Here is a 17,919-nt window from a genome sequence, read left to right as displayed (position 1 = left end):
AAAAAGGGTACACGTATTGCTTTGATTTTAGTACCTTTACGTTTCTACAACCTTCTCCCATCCAGACTTTAACTGTCGGCTTTGGAGTTTCACCAAATCAGGGAGAACCGTGCCTAACACTGATTCTCCGTCGCGGGCTCGGAGCATATGCTCATTACCGCCGGCTGGGATTTTCACCCGACCCCGAAGGTTTACGTTATTCAATTTTTCGTTACAATATGAATCATATCGGATTTATTTATAAAGTGCAATTCAAATGAACTCCTCTATTTTCATTTTTCACTACAATTCCTATTGTAAAAACAGATAAAATCGGATAAGATAGATTACATTAAGAAAACGTTTGCACAAACCTTGAAAGAACTTATGAAAATATTAATCCATTAAAAGCTTGGGAAGTAATCAAGTTTTTATTTTTTCACAAAATGCGCAATCGGTTGCATATATCTGGAATAGGCAACTGTAATTGTAATGAAATGAGGGAAATCTTATGGAACGTGTATGGTGGAAGGAAGCGGTTGGATACCAAGTCTATCCTCGCAGTTTCCAAGATTCGAACGGTGACGGAATCGGGGATTTGCAAGGTATGATCGACAGGCTTGATTATTTAAAAGAAATGGGCATTGATTTTATTTGGATCTGCCCGATGTACAAGTCTCCCAAAGATGACAATGGCTACGATATCTCTGATTATCAGGACATTCTAGAGGAATTCGGGACGATGGCAGATTTCGATCGATTGCTTCAGGAAGTTCACAAACGGGACATGAAACTGATCATTGATCTTGTGCTCAACCATACAAGTGATGAGCACCCATGGTTCATCGAATCTAGAAGATCTAAAGACAATCCGAAGCGTGACTGGTACATTTGGCGGGACGGAAAAAACGGTGCCGAACCAAACAACTGGGAAAGTATCTTTGATGGTTCTGCCTGGCAGTACGATGAAGAAACAGAGCAATATTATTTGCACGTGTTCTCCACCAAGCAGCCGGATCTGAACTGGGAAAACCCTGAAGTCCGTGAAGCTTTGTATGACACCGTCAACTGGTGGCTTGAGAAAGGCATTGATGGTTTCCGTATCGATGCCATTAGTCACATTAAAAAGCGACCGAACTTTCCTGATATGCCAAATCCGAAGAAAGAGAAATACGTATCTTCCTTCGATATGCACATGAACCAGAAAGGCATCCATGAATTCTTACAGGAATTCAAAGACGAAACATACAGTAATTATGACGTCATGACCGTCGGCGAAGCGAATGGTGTTAGTGCCGACGAAGCCGATCTTTGGGTTGGAGACAACGGGAAAATGGACATGATTTTCCAATTTGAACATTTGGATCTCTGGGATCAGGATGCAGAGCAACAGCTCGATATCCCTGGGTTGAAAGAAGTACTTACACGCTGGCAGAAAGCTTTGGAGGGTGACGGATGGAACGCTCTATTCGTAGAAAACCACGATAAAGCCCGTGTTGTATCTACGTGGGGAGACGACGAAGTCTATTGGAGGGAAAGTGCAACATCCATTGCAACGATGTATTTCTTCATGCAAGGAACACCGTACATCTATCAGGGACAGGAAATCGGTATGACAAATGTGGCCTTCCCTTCTATCGAAGATTATGATGATGTCGCAGCGAAGAATTTATACAAGGCAAAAAAAGAAAAAGGCATGTCTCACGAAGAAATCATGCAGATTCTTTGGAATACCTCCAGGGATAATAGCCGGACGCCTATGCAGTGGAGCCATGAGGAAAATGCCGGATTCACAAGCGGAACGCCTTGGATGAAAATCAATCCGAACTACAAGGTCATCAATGTCGCAGACCAGCAGGACGACCCTCATTCAATTCTGAATCATTATAAAGAAATGATTCGTCTGAAGAAACACTATGACCTCTTCACCTATGGGACGTATGAGTTGATTCTTCCAGATGACAAACAGATTTATGCTTATACGAGAACACTTGGCGATCAGACAGCTCTAGTGATCTCGAACCTGACTAAAAAGACAGCAGCATTCAAGTCTTCTTATAAACTAAATTCGAACGACTTAATCCTCTCAAACCTGATTGTTGATAAACATGTGGATGAAAATCGTTTTACACTTAAACCTTTCGAAGCACGAGTCTATTTATTAACCCAATAACTCCTGATTCTCCATCAGCTTGAAGGTAACAAAAAAGGACGGCCACCTCACAGGGCCGTCCTTTTTGTCATTTAGCAATGCTTGTGGCTGCTTCCATTTCAAGGTCAACATTCCCTTGAATGGCTTTTGAGATCATACAGCTCTTTTCAGCCTTTTCAATGAGGCGGTTCAGTTTGGATAAATCTTTTTCGTCCGCTTCCGCGCGCAGGACTACTCTCGGTCTGTGAATGATCTTTTGATAGGTGAAAATTCCATCGGTCACATCCACGATCCCTTCTGACTCCATATCCATTTCTTCTAGAGGTAATTCAGCCCTTTCAATCAAAGCTGCGAGGCTGATGATGTAACAAGTGGACGCCGCTCCTAGAAGCATCTCGTCTGGGTTGGTTCCTACATCCGGACCATCCATCTCTTTTGGTATGGATATTTTCGTTTTCAGCTTTTCGGATTCAATGTAGCCGACTTCATTCCTGCCTCCCGGCCAGTCGGCTTTTAAATGAAAATGATGCAAAGCCATGATGTCACTCTCCTTGTTTATTTCTCCATCGAAAGGAACTCATAATGTCCCCCATTTGTTGCCTGCGTAAACGTGTGCTTCTTTTTGAAGCCTAGACGTTCGTAGACAGAAATCGCACGTTCATTGAATGTAGCAACAGAAAGTGTAAAAGCTGTAGCTACATACCTTTTTGCTGCAAATTCAAGACAGGCTTGCACGAAGCTTCCTCCTTCTCCTTTTCCTGTTTCATCCGGGTGTATACCTAAACCAAGATCAACAGTGGGATGTTTTTCTAAATCCACCGTCAGGAAACCGATCAACTCTTCGTCCTTGTGTGCACTAAACGTATGGGGACTCCGCTTTTCAGGATTAATGAACAGCTTTAAATCTTCCTCATCAGCCGTCATATCATAAAAATTATAGGGTTCAGGATATTTCCATCCTGCAATTTCTTCTGCGTCTTGCTGAGTGATAGGTGTCCAATGAATGTTCATGATTCCTGCTCCCAATCTTTTTTAAAGCGGGACATTTTCACCTGAAGCTGCTCAATCATATCCAAAACACGGTTGAAGTCCTGGATGTCCACATTTTCTGCATCCATACTGGATACGACTTGATTGAGCATTTGTATTCTATTCTTTATATAATGAAACTGTTGTGAAGGATGCTGAGCTGCCTTGCCCATTTGTTAGCCCTCCTTTGTCTCCCTTTTCTTTATCTTAACTTTCTCATAAGGAAAGTAAAAGAATTTACCCATAAGAAAAGCTGCGGCGAAGGCCACAGCTTTTTTGTTATTCTTCTTCCACTTCTTTTTTCTCTGATAAGAACCATCCTAATGCTGCGATCAGGACAAGGACAGAATAGAAGATAATTTTCCATAAGGCTGAATGAGCGAAGTGCTCATCCAAAATTTGTATGTTCGGGTGAGCAAGTGTAGAGACAACTAATTTGACACCGACCCAGCCGACAATAACAAAAGCCGCTACTTCTAAACCTGGACGGGATTTCAGAAGTTTCACAAAGTAACCGGCCGCAAAACGCATGATGATAATACCGATCATACCTCCGGTGAGAATAACGGCGAACTGTGCACCATCCAAGCTTCCGACTTCCGGTAGATCTGTTTCAGGCAAAGCGACAGCAAGAGCGACGGCAGCCAATATAGAGTCCACGGCGAAAGCGAGGTCGGCAAGCTCTACTTTAAGGACAGTCGTCCAAAAGCCTTTACCACGCTGATCTCCTGCATCTTCTTCCATTTCTTCCTCATAATCATCCCCTCTGGTCCGCCACCGGTCAAAGAGGTGTTTTCCTGAAATGAAAAGTAAGTAGGCAGCTCCCAATGCTTGAACCTGCCACACGTCGACAAGGAAGGAAATGATAAATAGAGATCCGAATCTAAGTATAAATGCACCCGCTAAACCGTAAAATAACGCCTTTTTCCTTTTTTCTTCCGGCAGGTGTTTGACCATGATTGCTAGTACAAGGGCATTGTCTGCTGCAAGAATCCCTTCCAATCCGACAAGCACAATCAAAACCCAACCGTATTCAATCAATAATTGAGCATCCAATTCTATTCTCTCCTTTTCCATAAAAAATGGCCCCCACCACTATGGTAAGGACCAAAAGAATAGACCTTTACCACAGTGGGTAAAGGTCTCGCTAACAACTTCCGTTGCCAATAAAGCCGGGGAATGTTTCCCGAAATGACGACTTTATTGTCCCAGCTACTCCCCTTTAGGAATGCTACATCTATCCTTAATCATAGCACGCAACGTTGTTTTGTCAACGACTTTCCTGCCCACTGTATATAATAATTCTAGTATGAGAACAGGAAGGTTCCCTTATGCAATATTGAACGAACGTTTGAGCTATTCGCGTCTTCTCTTACTTTTCTGCCTGATCTTCAAATAACCGGGCAATCTCGACAATGACCTCGGTCGCTTTTTCCATACTTTCAAGCGAAATATATTCATACTTCCCATGAAAATTCTCTCCACCTGTGAATAGGTTTGGAGTCGGCAGTCCCATATAGGAAAGTTGAGAGCCATCCGTTCCTCCCCTGATCGGTTTCACAAGTGGTTCCACACCCTTATTCAACATAGCAGCGTGAGCAATATCCACAATATGTTTCACCGGTTTGATTTTATCCCCCATGTTGTAATATTGATCTTCGATGGTCAGTTCCACTCGTTTCCTGCCATATTGTTCACGGATGGTTTCTGCTGTTTGCTGCATCTTTTCTTTTTTCTGCTGAAACGCATCTTTGTTGTGGTCACGAATCAAATATGTCAATTCAGCTTTCTCAACATCTCCCTGTATCGAGTGAAGGTGGAAAAAGCCTTCATATTCTTCCGTATGCTCAGGAGCCTCATGTTCGGGTAAGGAATGGTGAAAAGCCATCGCAAGCTTCCCTGCATTCACCATTTTATTCTTGGCTGTTCCCGGGTGAACGCTATGACCATGGAAGACCACTTTAGCTGTTGCCGCATTGAAGCTTTCATATTGAAGTTCACCCAGCGGGCCACCATCGACCGTATAAGCATAAGCCGCTCCAAACCGCTCCACGTCAAATTTATGTGGGCCTCTTCCAATTTCCTCGTCAGGAGTAAAAGCTACCCGGATTTTCCCATGTTTAATATCCGGGTTCTTAATCAAATGATTCAGGGCTGTCATGATTTCCGTAATCCCCGCTTTGTTATCTGCTCCAAGAAGTGTCGTACCGTCTGTTGTAATTAAAGTCTGCCCTTTATATGTAGGTAGTTCTGGGAATTCGTCTGGTGACAGCACCACATCCTTGTTCAATTCAATCGTCCCACCGTCGTAATCCTCGACGACTTGCGGGTTCACTCCAGCCCCTGTAAAGTCGGTGGCTGTATCGATGTGCGCAAGAAAACCGATGACCGGGACTTCTTTATCCGTATTGGCCGGGAGTGTTGCCATTACATACGCGTGGTCATCCACTGTGACCTCCTGCATCCCAATCTCCTTCAGTTCCTTCACCAATTTATCAGCGAGCTCCCATTGTTTTTCGGTGGAAGGAGTGACCGGGCTGTTTTCATCCGATTGCGTATCGATTTTCACATAAGAAGTAAAGCGTTCCAGTAGTTCATTCTTCATTCAAGTTCCTCCTTCAAATTCATGCTTCTTTTTTCAGTTTATTCTTACTAAGATTAAAAGTAAATGTATTGCTTCACCGGCAAACTTTGGTATTCTTAACATAGTGATTAAACTCTTACAAAAAGGTGTGTCCGCTTTTGATTCATAAACGTTGGTTCCAAGTAATTGTTACCGCCATCCTTCTCTCCCTGTTGGTTTTATTATTAAACCAAATCCATTTTTTCTTTGAACCCATTCTGACCTATATTGCAGCCATCGCTGTTCCTCTCATTGGCGGAGGGATTCTTTTTTATATTTCCCGTCCGATGCTGCAGCTATTAGAAAAATACAGGGTCCCACGTATACTGGGAATTCTGATCATCTTTCTTTTCTACATATTCATTGGATTCCTGATCACCCGTTTCATTGCTCCGATTGCGCAGGAGCAGTTCACAAAACTTGTGGATAACATCCCTGAGATGGCTGATATGCTGAGTGAAACCGTCACGTACTGGCAGCAAAATCAGGACATTATTCCAAGTGAATTCAACAGCACCATTGATAATGTAGTCAATAACTTAGAAACCTATTTACAAGGAGCACCAACGGTCATTATCAATGTCGTCAGTCAGCTGATTGGTTTTGTCTTTGCGCTTGTGCTTATTCCTTTCTTCCTTTTCTTCATGTTAAAAGATGGAGATAAGCTTGTGCCATTCATTAAGAAGTTTTTAAGTGATCGTGCTGCGAAGAGCTTCGAGAAGCTTGCCCGTTCTGTGGATTACACGCTCAACGCTTTTATCCTGGGACAAATGACGGTAAGTATCGTCGTTGGACTTTTGCTTTTGATCGGCTACATGATCATAGATTTAAGGTACGCCCTCACCCTGGCCTTATTCGCCATGGTTATGAATGTCATTCCTTTTGTCGGTCCATTTTTAGCTGTGATTCCAGCTCTGCTCGTAGGACTGTTCCAGGACCCGATCCTTGCTGTCTGGGTAGCCGTGATTACAATTATCGCGCAACAGCTAGAAGGAAACTTTGTCTCCCCTAACGTCATGGGGAAAGCGCTCAGCATCCACCCACTGACCATCATCACCTTGATTCTGGCAGCAGGAAGTCTCGCAGGATTCCTGGGATTGCTGTTCGCAATCCCGACCTATGCGGTACTGAAAGCCATCATCAGTCATTTTTACGAAGAATGGCTCGAGAGAAGGGCATCCACGAATCCAGAATAATAGTAGAGGAAACCCGCTATTTATAGTGGGTTTCCTTTTTTGGACACATGACGAATCATACTTGAAATGAAAGCGGGGAAAAGAAATGCCACAACCGAAACTTTGGACATGGCCGTTCATATTTTTGATCTTAGCCAACCTATTCACATTCATGAGCTTTCAAATGCTTCTTCCAAACCTCCCTCCCTATATTGAATCCATTGGAGGATCGGGTTTACAAGTAGGACTGATTACGACAACGTTTGCCTTTGCAGCCATCGCCATACGACCCTTCATCGGCCACCTGTTAATGACCCGTCCACGCAAAATCCTTGTACTAATCGGAGCCATTTCCTTGCTCATCATGACCGCCCTTTACCCGATTACCCAAGTGGTTGTCATTCTCTTAATCATTCGTTTCATTCACGGGATCGCGTGGGGTTGGTCAACAACGGTAAACGGAACGGCTGCTGTCGATCTCGTTCCAAGAAGACGTGTTGGCGAAGGTATGGGGTATTTCGGCCTTTCCGTAACGGTCGGGATGATTATGGCCCCGAGCCTCGGTATCTACCTTTACCAGAACTATTCCTTCGACCTACTCGTCGGCATTGCTGCGGCCTTAGGTATGATTGCCATTGTGCTCTTCTCCGTAACAAGTTTTGTAACACCGGATCAAGTATATAAAAACCAGGAAGATCCTCCACGCTTCTCTTTTACTGGTTCGCTCATTGAAAAAAGAAGCTGGTACCCGGCCCTTGTTACGATATTGAATACCTTCGGTTACGGTTCTGTCGTCACCTATATCGTCATTTTCGGTAATGAACAGGGCCTTTCCGGGACCTTCCTTTTCTACTTTTTCAATGCTGTATTTGCAACCATAACGAGACCCATCACGGGCCGCTACTTTGATAAACACGGCCCGTGGAAATTGATCATGATTTGTTCTGTTCTTTCGTTTAGCGCGATGTGGGTCCTTGCTCTAGCCAGTTCGAACGTCCACCTGGTCATTGCAGGGGCTATATTCGGGATTGGGTTCGGGTCCATGATGCCGGCTCTTCAAGCATGGGTCATCTCTAAAACGACGACAGAGCGAAGCGGGATTGCTAATGGGATGTATTATTCATCCATTGATCTTGGTATCGGTTCAAGCGCATTCATTCTCGGGTTTATTTATCAATTCGTGGAAACAGCTACGTTATTCAAGCTGTCCAGCTTCCTTTTCCTACTTGTCCTACTACTCACGATTTTGGACTACAAAAAACAAACCGAACCCTGGTCAGCTCCCGAATAAGGTTTTACCCACCGTTTATTAAACAATATGACAGGATTGTGGAAGACTTGATTTCGAGGCTTTTTTGTGTGTTTAGGGACTCCGGGAAAGGTTCGCTTTCCGTGGGCGAGTGATGAGCCTCCTCGAGCTAACGCTCTGCGGGGTCTCATCTACCACGCACTTCCCACAGGAGTCTCACCGTTTCCCTCCACCCCTTTACCATAAGAGGTTCTCGAAATCCCTCTACCAGTAACCTGCCGAGCTCTGGAATAAATCCCTATTCACGTACGCCGTTATAGAGTTTAGTAAACCAAGGATACTGCACGAATAAGGCGTGAGAACAGGGTCTGGGAAACGTCCGCATGAAAAGCGAGCGGGTATGTTTATCTACTGACTGTTCCAAAGCATTGCAAGTCGTCGTTTCCCTGACCCCGGATCCCGTATCCATGGCCAGGGATTGTCATTCATTATTTCAATGAGACAAGGCTTCTTTTAACGATTCGCGGTATGTGTTCCTTGTGCTCCCGCGGAAAGCGAGCTATTCCCCGCAGCCCCAACCTACCGATCAAATATCTCGGAACTGAGTCTTCCACAATCGGGAGCTTTAGTTGGAGTAGAGTGATTAAGAGCATAAAAAAAGTCCAGAGCGCTAGGCTCTGGACTTTTTTATGTTCTTTATTCTCCTGATGCTTCGATTTCTTCAAGAAGCTTATCAAGGACTTGGCCGTCTACTGTAGATACATCACTACGGTAAAAGTCGCGGACAGGAAGCGCTTTTTCTTTGAACGCTTCACGCTGTTCGTCAGTCAATTCGATAATTTCTGTTGGGGTTTCCGTATCATTTTTGATCGTTTCCAGGTACTCTTCATTTTGTTTCTTCTGTTCGTCGAATACCCAGTCCTGCATTTCTTTAACGGTTTCATCCACCATTGTTTTCATTTCTTCGTCGAGCTCAGCATACCAGTCTGTGTTGACTGTCGTCATGGCTACATAATTGTTGTGTTTAGACAGTGTCATGTAATCCTGTACCTCATTGAAAGATGCATCCCCAATGAAGAAGATCGGATTTTCCTGCCCTTCCACTGTACCTCTATCCAATGCCGTATAAAGCTCTGACCAACTCATCGGAGTAGGATCTGCTCCATACGCCTCGTATGATTTAAGGATCAAAGGAGACGTTTGGGTACGCATTTTAAAGTTTTCAAAATCTGCAGGTTTTTCAATCGGCTTGCTGGATGTCCACTGCATCGCACCCTCGGTCCAGTAAGCTAATGGCGAAATGCTGTGTTCTTCATACAATTCGCGTAGATCTGTATTCAGGGCTTCACTATCATTTAAGATTTGTTGTGTCTTTTCTACACTATCAGGGAAAAGGAAATGCAAAGCAAAGATTTGCCCCTCTTTTACCATGTTCCCTGTAAAACCAGGAGACATAATCGCCATCTGTACGGTTCCGTTTTGAAGCTGCTCTACTTGGTCTGTCTCACTCCCAAGTCCACCAAATTCATAAACATCAATGTTTACGGCACCATCAGATTTTTCGTTCATACGTTTAGCGAATTCTTCTGCGTATTCATATTGGACCTGTCCATCCACTTCTTCCGTTACGAACTTCCAATTGTAGGTTTCTCCACCATCACCATCGGCACTGCCGTCGTCACTTCCACCACAGGCAGCAAGAATCAGACTGAGCATGATTAGCGATAGGATTGTTAGTAAACTACTTTTTCTAAAGATAACAATGACCTCCCCTATTTTTGTATATCAGCTTCCACTCTCACTTTAAAGAAGGATGAGTGAAAGTTCCTCAAAGAATATTAATAATACTGAAATGGCAAACATCATCAGAATATATGGCGGTGTGCCTTTGATGACCTCTAAATACGGTTTATTGAATACCGCACTGGCTGTAAAGATATCCACTCCGAATGGAGGCGTAGCTGATCCTAAGGCCGCTTGGAATGTAATCACAACACCCAAATGGATAGGGTCTACTCCGGCACTCATAGCTGCAGGGTAGAAAATCGGAGTCAATATCAAAATAACCACGATTGGATCCACAAACATACATCCAATGAAGAAAAAGATCGTTACCATCAAGAGAACATAAACAGCACTAGGATCTGAGCCAAGAACAGTTTCTGTAATCATTTGCGGAATTCGCGCGAATGATATGACCCACGTGAAAGCTTGTCCACCGGCAACAAGTACAAAGACGGCAGATGTTACTAAACCAGTAGAACGTGCAATTTTGGGCAGTTCTTTTAAATGTACAGAACGGTAAACCAGCACTTCCAGAACAAAGGCATAAAGTACAGACATACCCGCTGCCTCTGTCGGGCTAAATACGCCCGTATAGATTCCCCCGATAATTAAAACAGGGAATCCCAATGGAAGCAGAGCTTTTTTAGTCATGTGCAGCCTCTCGCTCCATGAGGCTTTGTTAGCCAATGGAATATCCGCCATCTTTGCATAGATGACACTGTAGATGGAAAAACACAAGAAGACGATCACGCCCGGGATAATTCCTGCGATAAACAAATCTCCCACGGATGTTCCGGATACCAATCCGTATATAATCATCCCGATACTCGGTGGGACTAGTAAAGCGACATCACTGGAATTGATGATCAAGGCCATCGCTGTCGGATCTTTGTAGCCGATTTTCAGCAGGCGCTCTCTCATCGGTTTACCGATGGCTACCACAGTCGCCTGTGTAGATCCGGATATCGCACCGAACAGGGTACATGCAGCTGCCGTTGTAACTGCATAACCTCCTCGTATATGGCCAATAAAAGATCCGATAAAATCCAACAATCGATTGGAAGTTTTTCCTGTCGTCATAATATCCGCTGCAAAAATGAACAACGGTACAGCAAGAAGTACATAAGGTTCTATACCTGTAGAAAACTGTTGCATTAAAATCATAGGATCCAAATTCGGAAAGTATATGAACATTATGACCAATGGTGCCACCATCAATGGAATCATCATTGGAAAGTTCAATAAAAGAAGGATCACCATAATTATGAGCATTGTCGCTATCATATCGTTACCCTTTCTTCATCATAATTTTTCACAAGTGCGTTCCTTCTAGTTCATTTGTTTTTTCATCGTTATAATCCTTTGCATCCGTTCCTAAATACACTTCATCCCGGTGCTTAATATTGATCCATGCATTTCTCAGAAACTGAATGCCCCCAAGTAAAAATCCGATGGGGATGAAAAGATACAAATAGTACGCAGGCATCTCCAATGCAGATGTCACTCTGCCAGATTCATAGACATCAAGGACGTACAACCCTGAATAATAGGCAAGTACAAATAATACGGCTGCGGTCCCTAAAGGAATAAACACAGCTAGTATCTTTCTCACTTTGAAAGGGGCCAGGTCATAGAAAGCGGACATGCTTATATGGCGTCCTTTCCTTGCTGCGTAACTGATCCCCATGAATGTCGCTACTACAATCGCTATTTGACTTACTTCGTCTGCGAAAGGGGGTGAATAGCTGAATAGCGCCCTGCTTAACGCTTTCCCTACGACCATTAAAGCAATGATGATGACCGCATAACTTAATATGAATTCTTCGATCTTCAGAATGATTTTGTCTACTACCTTTAATACATTCAACTATGTAATCCTCCTAAATGATTGATGTAGTAGTTTTTGGGTCAATTACTAAATATAATACCGAAATCGACCCCATTCACTCAAATCAGTTTACACAGAATTTTTCGTCTATTTTATGTAAATTTTACAGTCTAAGGAAGTTGTAATAGTGGGATGCTGATATCTTCCATATAGCTCACTATTGATGCAGAATGCTCCAATTTCACTATTACATTATCCTTATTTTGTAAAATGATAAACGATCGAATCCCCGATTCTTTCATATCCGATTTTTTTATAAATCGAATTCGATGTAGAATTTGCGAGGTCCGTGTACAAAGAACAAAAAGAGTAGCCACTTTTCAACAGTTTATCTGTCAGATGCCAAACGGCCTGGGAGGCATATCCATTCCTTTTGTACTGATCCGGTGTAAACACAGCATTGATTGTGGCGCCATTTTTCGTTGTTCGTGCCCGGCTTGCCATGGAAACAGCTTTTCCATCAACGATCCATAAATGAAGACGTTGATCCTCAATCAGACTTTCAGTCAGTTCTTTTGCGCGGCCACCCACATGGTCCTCTCCTGTTTCCTTTCCATACTGCTCCAACCATTTTTCCACAAGAGACTGATGAGAAGCATCGGCTTCAATCAAGTGACCCCTTTGTTTGCGGATCATCTTCAACTGATCCAATCTGAATATTCCTTGCTCCATCTGCAGTTCCGCTTCCTGTCCAGTAAGGCGCTTCCATTCTCTTATGAAAAATTCGACCGCCTTCCGTTCACCAAGTACACCAGGGACCTCATGCCCTTCTTCAAGCAAATAATGGACAAATGTACCGATATGAACTGGATCCCAATGGTCGAGCGAAGGAATAATCCATAAATGCGGTGGCGTTCTCATAGACATGAACGCAGCCTTTCCATTCTCCTGAAAGCTGATTAAGTGACAAACTTCTTTCCCATAAGAATTTTTCAGGCGTTCTAAAATCCCTAAAGGCAGGTTATTTTCCGACTCCTTAGCCATTAGCAATGGCTCCACTCGTTCAAGGAACTTGCCTGGGTCATGTTCATACATTATAGTCATCTAAGAGTCCCCCTTTTCTTTTTTGCTTTAAAACCTTTTTTTGATAAAATTCAGAATAAGATGAATTTTTCTTAACATTATACGTCTTTGTGACAAGGAGAACAACATTAAGAAAGGAAGAATGAACCATGACTAAAAAAGAGATCCAAGACCAAATTGCCTTCTTAAAATCTGATTATATTCGTATTCAAGGAGATTTAGATAAGCTTGAAGCTGCCGGAGGTAATATTCAAAATGCCGAGAAACAGCTAGCTAGGATGGAAGAAGAGTTAAAAGAATTAAATAAGCAATTAGCTCAGGCAGAGCAATAAAAAAGACGGAGGAAACTGGTTTCCTCCGTCTTTTCCTATTAAGATTTCTTTTGATTTTCTTTGTTTTCTTTATCTTTTCGCTGTCCTTCCAGTTTTTCCTGAATTTTTTCAAATTCTTTACTTGGGGGCATTAAAGAAACGATGACATCGCTGCTTTCTGCCTTATACTCCATATCCGGAGTGAAGAATTCCACTTTTCCTGAGGCTCTTTTCGCAAATAGAAGCATCGCGTGTTGATCCATATTCTTCATATAGTCTTTGAAAGTGTACTGTTCTGTGATCGTGGTCTTTCGGAATACGTAGCCATTTTCTACTCTAGCGTTCAATTCTTCCCAGGAAGCCCCTTCTTCAAATAGGACCCTCCCCCCGATCGTATGCACAAGATCCTCCAAATCATCCCCTTCTCTATTACTTAAACTAAGTTGGAAGGAGTTGTTTCGCCCGAATTCCGGTACGAAAGTCGTACAAACGAGGGCATTGTAAGAATCTAATTCTGTAGCGGCAACGAGATACTCATAAGGAGTCATATCCAAATAATACTCGGTCTGTTCAGATAAGATTTCCCCGTGGTAGGATTCAATGCCTCGGGAACGAGCACGAGATAACCTTTCCCAGGAAGAGTCCGTAAGAAGTACGGGAATTTTAAGCTCCTCCAAAGTCTTGGCAAGGCCTGTGGTAAATACACTTCCTCCTGCGATGAGGACTCCCGGAGGCCCCTCCATGGATAGTCCTAACTTTTTCGCCAGCCAGCCAATAGAGAATCCATGAGCCACAACGGTAGTGAATACAAGCGCGAAGGTCAATGAAATGAGAATCGAAGCATCCTCGAACCCTTCCTCCAAAAGCACACTCGCGAAATAACTGGCAACAGTAAGCGCGACAATCCCTCTTGGTGCAATCCATCCAACAAGGAGCTTCTCTGATTTAGATAAATCCGTGCCCATAGTAGATAGAAAAATCGACAACGGGCGGACGATAAACAGCATTAAAGCTACAAATCCGATAATTCGTATGTTGAAAATTTCTACCAAGGTCTCGACTGTCAGGGAAGCGGTCAACATGACAAAAATGGTAGAGATCAATAATAAGGATATATTCTCTTTAAAATGTCGCATATCTGCAATGGACGAGATATGCATATTCGCCAACGTCATCCCCATAGCTGTAACTGATAACAGACCTGTTTCATGCATGATTTCATCAGCAATCGTAAAACAAGCAATAACCACAGCAAAGACGGCTGGTGATTTAAGGAACTCAGGGATGTACCCTGTTTCGAACATCCAGCCGACGCCCTTTCCGCAAACCCAACCCAGGAATACAGCAAAGGCAGAAGCGGCAAAGAACATCAATAAAGCAGAAGGATCATTGTTGGTCAGGAACAGGATAATCTCGAATGCAAAAACCGCCAGCAAGGCGCCAATCGGATCGACAATAATTCCTTCCCATTTCAGGATTTTAGCTGGGCGCGGTTTTAACTTTGCCTGACGTAATAAAGGCAGAATCACTGTCGGACCGGTAACAATGAATAATCCCCCGATTGTAAAAGCGACAGCCCATGACAAACCCGCCACATAATGAGCGGCCAACGAACCTAATATCCAGCTTAAAAATGCCCCGAATGTGACAATCCTGAACACAGGCCGACCTAAGCCTTTCACTTCCTTCATATCCAGATTCAAACTTCCTTCAAAAAGGATGACGGCAACAGCTAGTGATATTATTGGTTTATAAAGTTCTCCGAAGTCCTGCTCAGGGTTCATGAGGCCCAGTACCGGTCCAGCTAAGAGACCGGCGATAGACATGACCACAATCGCAGGCAGTCGAAAGCGCCAGGCGACCCATTGAGAACCTACGCCGAGAAACCCCACTAACATCAGTTGTAATAGTAACGAATCTATCATTAAACAGTCTCCTTCTGTAAGGTGTATGTACGACCCTCAAGTAATATAGACATATTCTATATGCCTCTCCCTCATCTGTAAACTAAATTGTCTGTAAAATATTCCCCTTACATGAAACCTTTTACCAATTAGCTCCCGATTGTGGAAGAGTCTGTTTCAAGATAACTGGTGTTCGTTGCCCGAATGAGCGTAGGGGTGGAGGTCGAGGAGGCTCACCGCGCTCCCGAGGAACGCGAGTTATTCCCCCAGCCCCCCATCGACATAACAAAAGTCTCGAAACTGGACCGTCAATAATCCTGCCATAGTTTTGGATAAATCCTTATTTTGTCAGGGAATCACACAAAAAATGGGATGGTAATCATAACCTTTTAAATTTTCTAAAAAAATAATTGACAGAAAGGTGTGACATTGATAGTATTACGGCGGTGCGTTAATCTCATTCACTTTTTAACAATGAAAATCATGCAAAATATTAGATTATTGCCGCTCATCTTTTGGATAAGAGCGCTTTTTTTACGCAAAATATACAGACATCTATGAGGAGGAGCCAGTATGAAAGCAAGAGACACCATTTTTATTGGATTCACGTTGTTCGCTTTGTTTTTCGGTGCTGGAAACTTGATCTATCCTGTTTCCCTCGGTATTGAATCAGGAACATCCTACTTTCCTGCTATTTTCGGTTTTGTCATTACTGGTGTAGGGTTACCTATTGTAACAGTAGCTGCTATATCACTTGTACGTAACGGTGCTGTACAATTAGCTGGACGTGTACACCCGATGTTCGGAATATTATTTACATCGATGGTCTACCTTGTCATTGGACCTTTCTTTGCCATCCCAAGGGCAGCAAACGTCGCCTTTGAAACAGGCATCGTTCCATTTACGAACGGGAAACCGTTGACATTATTCATCTTTACGGTCTTATTTTTTATACTCGTTTATTGGCTCAGCCGCAATCCATCTAAACTCGTGGATCGCGTAGGACAAATTTTGACCCCAACTTTGTTCCTGGCCATCCTTGGTCTTGTCATTGGAAGCTTCTTTCTGCTTGATGGTCCCATCCAACCAGCAGGTGAAAAGTATCAGGCACAACCTTTCTTTACGGGATTTATTGAAGGTTACTTGACCATGGACGCCATTGCTTCTCTTGCTTTCGGTATTATCGTTGTTTCATCCTTCCGTGATCGCGGAGTTACGGATCCTAAAACGTTAACCACCCGAACATTAAAAGCAGGTTTAGTAACAGCCATCGGCCTGACCACTGTCTATGTAGCCATTGGTTGGATCGGTGCTAGAATGGCAACAGAAGGATCTTATGATAATGGAAGTGCCATCCTTGCCGGTGCTGCACAAATCATGTATGGAAATATAGGAACGCTCTTACTTGGTTTAATTGTAGGACTTGCCTGTTTGACGACCTGTATCGGTTTGACTGTCGCCTGTGGGCAGTTCTTTTCAAAACGTGTACCAGGGCTTACTTATAAGCACGTCACCATTATAGTTACGCTGATCAGTTTCGCTATATCCAATATCGGATTGAATCAAATCATCGCTTATTCTGTCCCAGTGCTTGTGTTCGTTTATCCAATCACGATTGTTCTCGTTGCCCTTACATTCATGAGCCCACTCTTTAACCATTCTCCTTATGTGTATAGAGGAGCTATTTTGTTGACTGCGGTCATAGGGGTATATGACGGACTCGTCGCTTTTGGAGCCGATGTTTCTGCCATCGAGCCATTGATTAGTCAACTTCCTTTATTCGAATTGAATTTAAGCTGGGTCCTCCCTGCCTTTATCGGGGGAGTCATCGGACTTCTTTTGGATTATTTTAAAGGACAGCCTCGTCATAAAGAAAGTTTTCAGAACGGTTAACGTATGAAAATCCCTCTCCAAGCTGGAGAGGGATTTTTTTAATGGTCCAGAAGCGTCACACTGACTTTCACATCAAGGTTCTGGCCGCCGCCTCGATATACTCCTTGAAGTGGACTGACATCAGCATAATCTCTTCCTGTACCAATTCTAATGTGCTGTTCTAATGCTTCGACATTGTTGGTAGGATCCAAACCAATCCATCCGATTCCTGGAACCATCACTTCCACCCACGCGTGCGTGGCCGCATCTCCCACAAGCGCTGAATCTTCTCCAACATAAAGATAACCACTCACATAACGGGCAGGTACTCCCTGCGATCTTAAGACCCCAATCATAATATGGGCAAAGTCCTGGCACACCCCAGACCTTAACGGCCATGATTCGTAGGCCTTAGTATTGACCTGGGTCGTGGTTGTATCATAGCGGATCAATTGATTGATATACTCCATCAACCTTAAAGAAAAGCGGATAGGGTCCTTTGCGTCCCCGACTTCATTGATAATTTCCTCATGTTGTTCTTTATACAGGAAAGTGTACGGGGTTTCGTTTAAGTAAGCCAGATAGTGATGACGAAAAAGCTCCGAATGAAAGATTGTCTGCATTTCCTCCGAACATTCAATCATACGTATAAATGGACTTTTTTGTATACTGACCGTCGATATTGTTTTTAATGTTAAATGTTCATGCTTCTCCGGTATAAAGAAGGTTTCCACATGGTTCCCCCAGAGATCAATATGTTCCTTCGTCATCGAGCCTGGAGTAATTTCAGTCCGGTAAGCCAGGAGCCTCTGACATTCATCCGTCCTTGGTTTCAGGCGAATATGATTCATGCTCTGATCGACAAAATTTTCATAATAAAACGTATTCGTGTGCTCAATTTGAAATTTCACTGCTTATTCCTCCTGGAT

At 43.4% G+C, this 17,919-nt stretch carries 16 protein-coding genes and 1 riboswitch; of the genes, 5 read left to right on the top strand and 11 right to left on the bottom strand.

Going from position 1 to position 17,919, the window contains the following annotated elements:
* Positions 1–45 precede the first annotated feature (45 nt).
* Positions 46–195, bottom strand: a riboswitch (FMN riboswitch).
* Positions 196–490: 295 nt separating this feature from the next.
* Positions 491–2,152: a glycoside hydrolase family 13 protein gene (locus J0K78_RS12965; protein WP_206947470.1), complete on the top strand. Its 1,662-nt coding sequence runs from the start codon at positions 491–493 to the stop codon at positions 2,150–2,152.
* Between the two features lie 67 nt (positions 2,153–2,219).
* Here J0K78_RS12965 and J0K78_RS12960 read toward each other — a convergent pair whose 3' ends face one another.
* The 5 genes from J0K78_RS12960 to pepT all read right to left on the bottom strand — a co-directional run bounded on the left by J0K78_RS12960 (position 2,220) and on the right by pepT (position 5,765).
* Positions 2,220–2,669, bottom strand: coding sequence for an OsmC family protein (locus J0K78_RS12960; RefSeq protein WP_206947469.1), 450 nt, complete (start codon positions 2,667–2,669; stop codon positions 2,220–2,222).
* A gap of 17 nt (positions 2,670–2,686) precedes the next feature.
* Positions 2,687–3,142, bottom strand: a complete 456-nt coding sequence (locus tag J0K78_RS12955; protein WP_206947468.1) for a GNAT family N-acetyltransferase — start codon at positions 3,140–3,142, stop codon at positions 2,687–2,689.
* Positions 3,139–3,333, bottom strand: coding sequence for an SE1561 family protein (locus J0K78_RS12950; protein WP_160910813.1), 195 nt, complete (start codon positions 3,331–3,333; stop codon positions 3,139–3,141). Before J0K78_RS12950 ends, J0K78_RS12955 begins: the two co-directional genes overlap by 4 nt.
* Positions 3,334–3,439: 106 nt before the next feature.
* On the bottom strand, positions 3,440–4,216 hold the full coding sequence (locus tag J0K78_RS12945; protein WP_206947540.1) for a TerC family protein: 777 nt from the start codon (positions 4,214–4,216) through the stop codon (positions 3,440–3,442).
* 316 nt (positions 4,217–4,532) lie between these two features.
* Positions 4,533–5,765 (bottom strand): peptidase T, encoded by a 1,233-nt coding sequence (pepT, locus tag J0K78_RS12940; protein WP_206947467.1) that lies wholly within the window; start codon positions 5,763–5,765, stop codon positions 4,533–4,535.
* A 137-nt stretch (positions 5,766–5,902) separates the two neighbouring features.
* Here pepT and J0K78_RS12935 point away from each other — a divergent pair, with 137 nt between their 5' ends.
* Together J0K78_RS12935 and J0K78_RS12930 are read left to right on the top strand one after the other, a co-directional pair.
* A complete protein-coding gene (locus tag J0K78_RS12935) occupies positions 5,903–6,979 on the top strand; it encodes an AI-2E family transporter (RefSeq protein WP_206947466.1) in 1,077 nt (358 codons plus the stop codon).
* Positions 6,980–7,064: 85 nt separating this feature from the next.
* Positions 7,065–8,249 (top strand): MFS transporter, encoded by a 1,185-nt coding sequence (locus J0K78_RS12930; protein ID WP_206947465.1) that lies wholly within the window; start codon positions 7,065–7,067, stop codon positions 8,247–8,249.
* A 654-nt stretch (positions 8,250–8,903) separates the two neighbouring features.
* Here J0K78_RS12930 and J0K78_RS12925 read toward each other — a convergent pair.
* The 4 genes from J0K78_RS12925 to J0K78_RS12910 all read right to left on the bottom strand — a co-directional run bounded on the left by J0K78_RS12925 (position 8,904) and on the right by J0K78_RS12910 (position 12,924).
* Entirely contained in the window at positions 8,904–9,923 is a 1,020-nt protein-coding gene (locus J0K78_RS12925; protein ID WP_206947464.1) for a DctP family TRAP transporter solute-binding subunit, read from the bottom strand.
* Positions 9,924–10,010: 87 nt separating this feature from the next.
* Complete coding sequence (locus J0K78_RS12920; RefSeq protein WP_206947463.1) at positions 10,011–11,276, bottom strand: TRAP transporter large permease; 1,266 nt, start codon at positions 11,274–11,276, stop codon at positions 10,011–10,013.
* A 28-nt stretch (positions 11,277–11,304) separates the two neighbouring features.
* Positions 11,305–11,859, bottom strand: coding sequence for a TRAP transporter small permease (locus J0K78_RS12915; RefSeq protein ID WP_206947462.1), 555 nt, complete (start codon positions 11,857–11,859; stop codon positions 11,305–11,307).
* Positions 11,860–12,078: 219 nt separating this feature from the next.
* Positions 12,079–12,924, bottom strand: a complete 846-nt coding sequence (locus J0K78_RS12910) for a GNAT family N-acetyltransferase (RefSeq protein ID WP_206947461.1) — start codon at positions 12,922–12,924, stop codon at positions 12,079–12,081.
* Between the two features lie 128 nt (positions 12,925–13,052).
* On the opposite strand from J0K78_RS12910, the gene J0K78_RS12905 reads away from it, so the two are divergent.
* Complete coding sequence (locus tag J0K78_RS12905) at positions 13,053–13,235, top strand: SE1832 family protein (protein ID WP_089653638.1); 183 nt, start codon at positions 13,053–13,055, stop codon at positions 13,233–13,235.
* 38 nt (positions 13,236–13,273) lie between these two features.
* On the opposite strand, the gene J0K78_RS12900 is transcribed toward J0K78_RS12905, so the two are convergent.
* Positions 13,274–15,139 carry a cation:proton antiporter gene (locus J0K78_RS12900; protein ID WP_206947460.1) on the bottom strand — a complete coding sequence of 622 codons (1,866 nt, stop codon included), beginning with the start codon at positions 15,137–15,139 and terminating at the stop codon, positions 13,274–13,276.
* A 552-nt stretch (positions 15,140–15,691) separates the two neighbouring features.
* Between J0K78_RS12900 and brnQ the strand changes: the two genes are divergently transcribed.
* Positions 15,692–17,011 carry a branched-chain amino acid transport system II carrier protein gene (gene brnQ, locus J0K78_RS12895; protein WP_206947459.1) on the top strand — a complete coding sequence of 440 codons (1,320 nt, stop codon included), beginning with the start codon at positions 15,692–15,694 and terminating at the stop codon, positions 17,009–17,011.
* A 38-nt stretch (positions 17,012–17,049) separates the two neighbouring features.
* Here the strand turns inward: brnQ and J0K78_RS12890 are convergent, their stop codons facing one another.
* A complete protein-coding gene (locus J0K78_RS12890; protein ID WP_160910802.1) occupies positions 17,050–17,901 on the bottom strand; it encodes a transglutaminase family protein in 852 nt (283 codons plus the stop codon).
* Positions 17,902–17,919: the final 18 nt, after the last annotated feature.

It is taken from the genome of Halobacillus sp. GSS1 (assembly GCF_017307035.1).
GTDB classification, from domain to species: domain Bacteria; phylum Bacillota; class Bacilli; order Bacillales; family Halobacillaceae; genus Halobacillus; species Halobacillus litoralis.
This window is presented reverse-complemented; position numbering and strand designations above follow the sequence as displayed.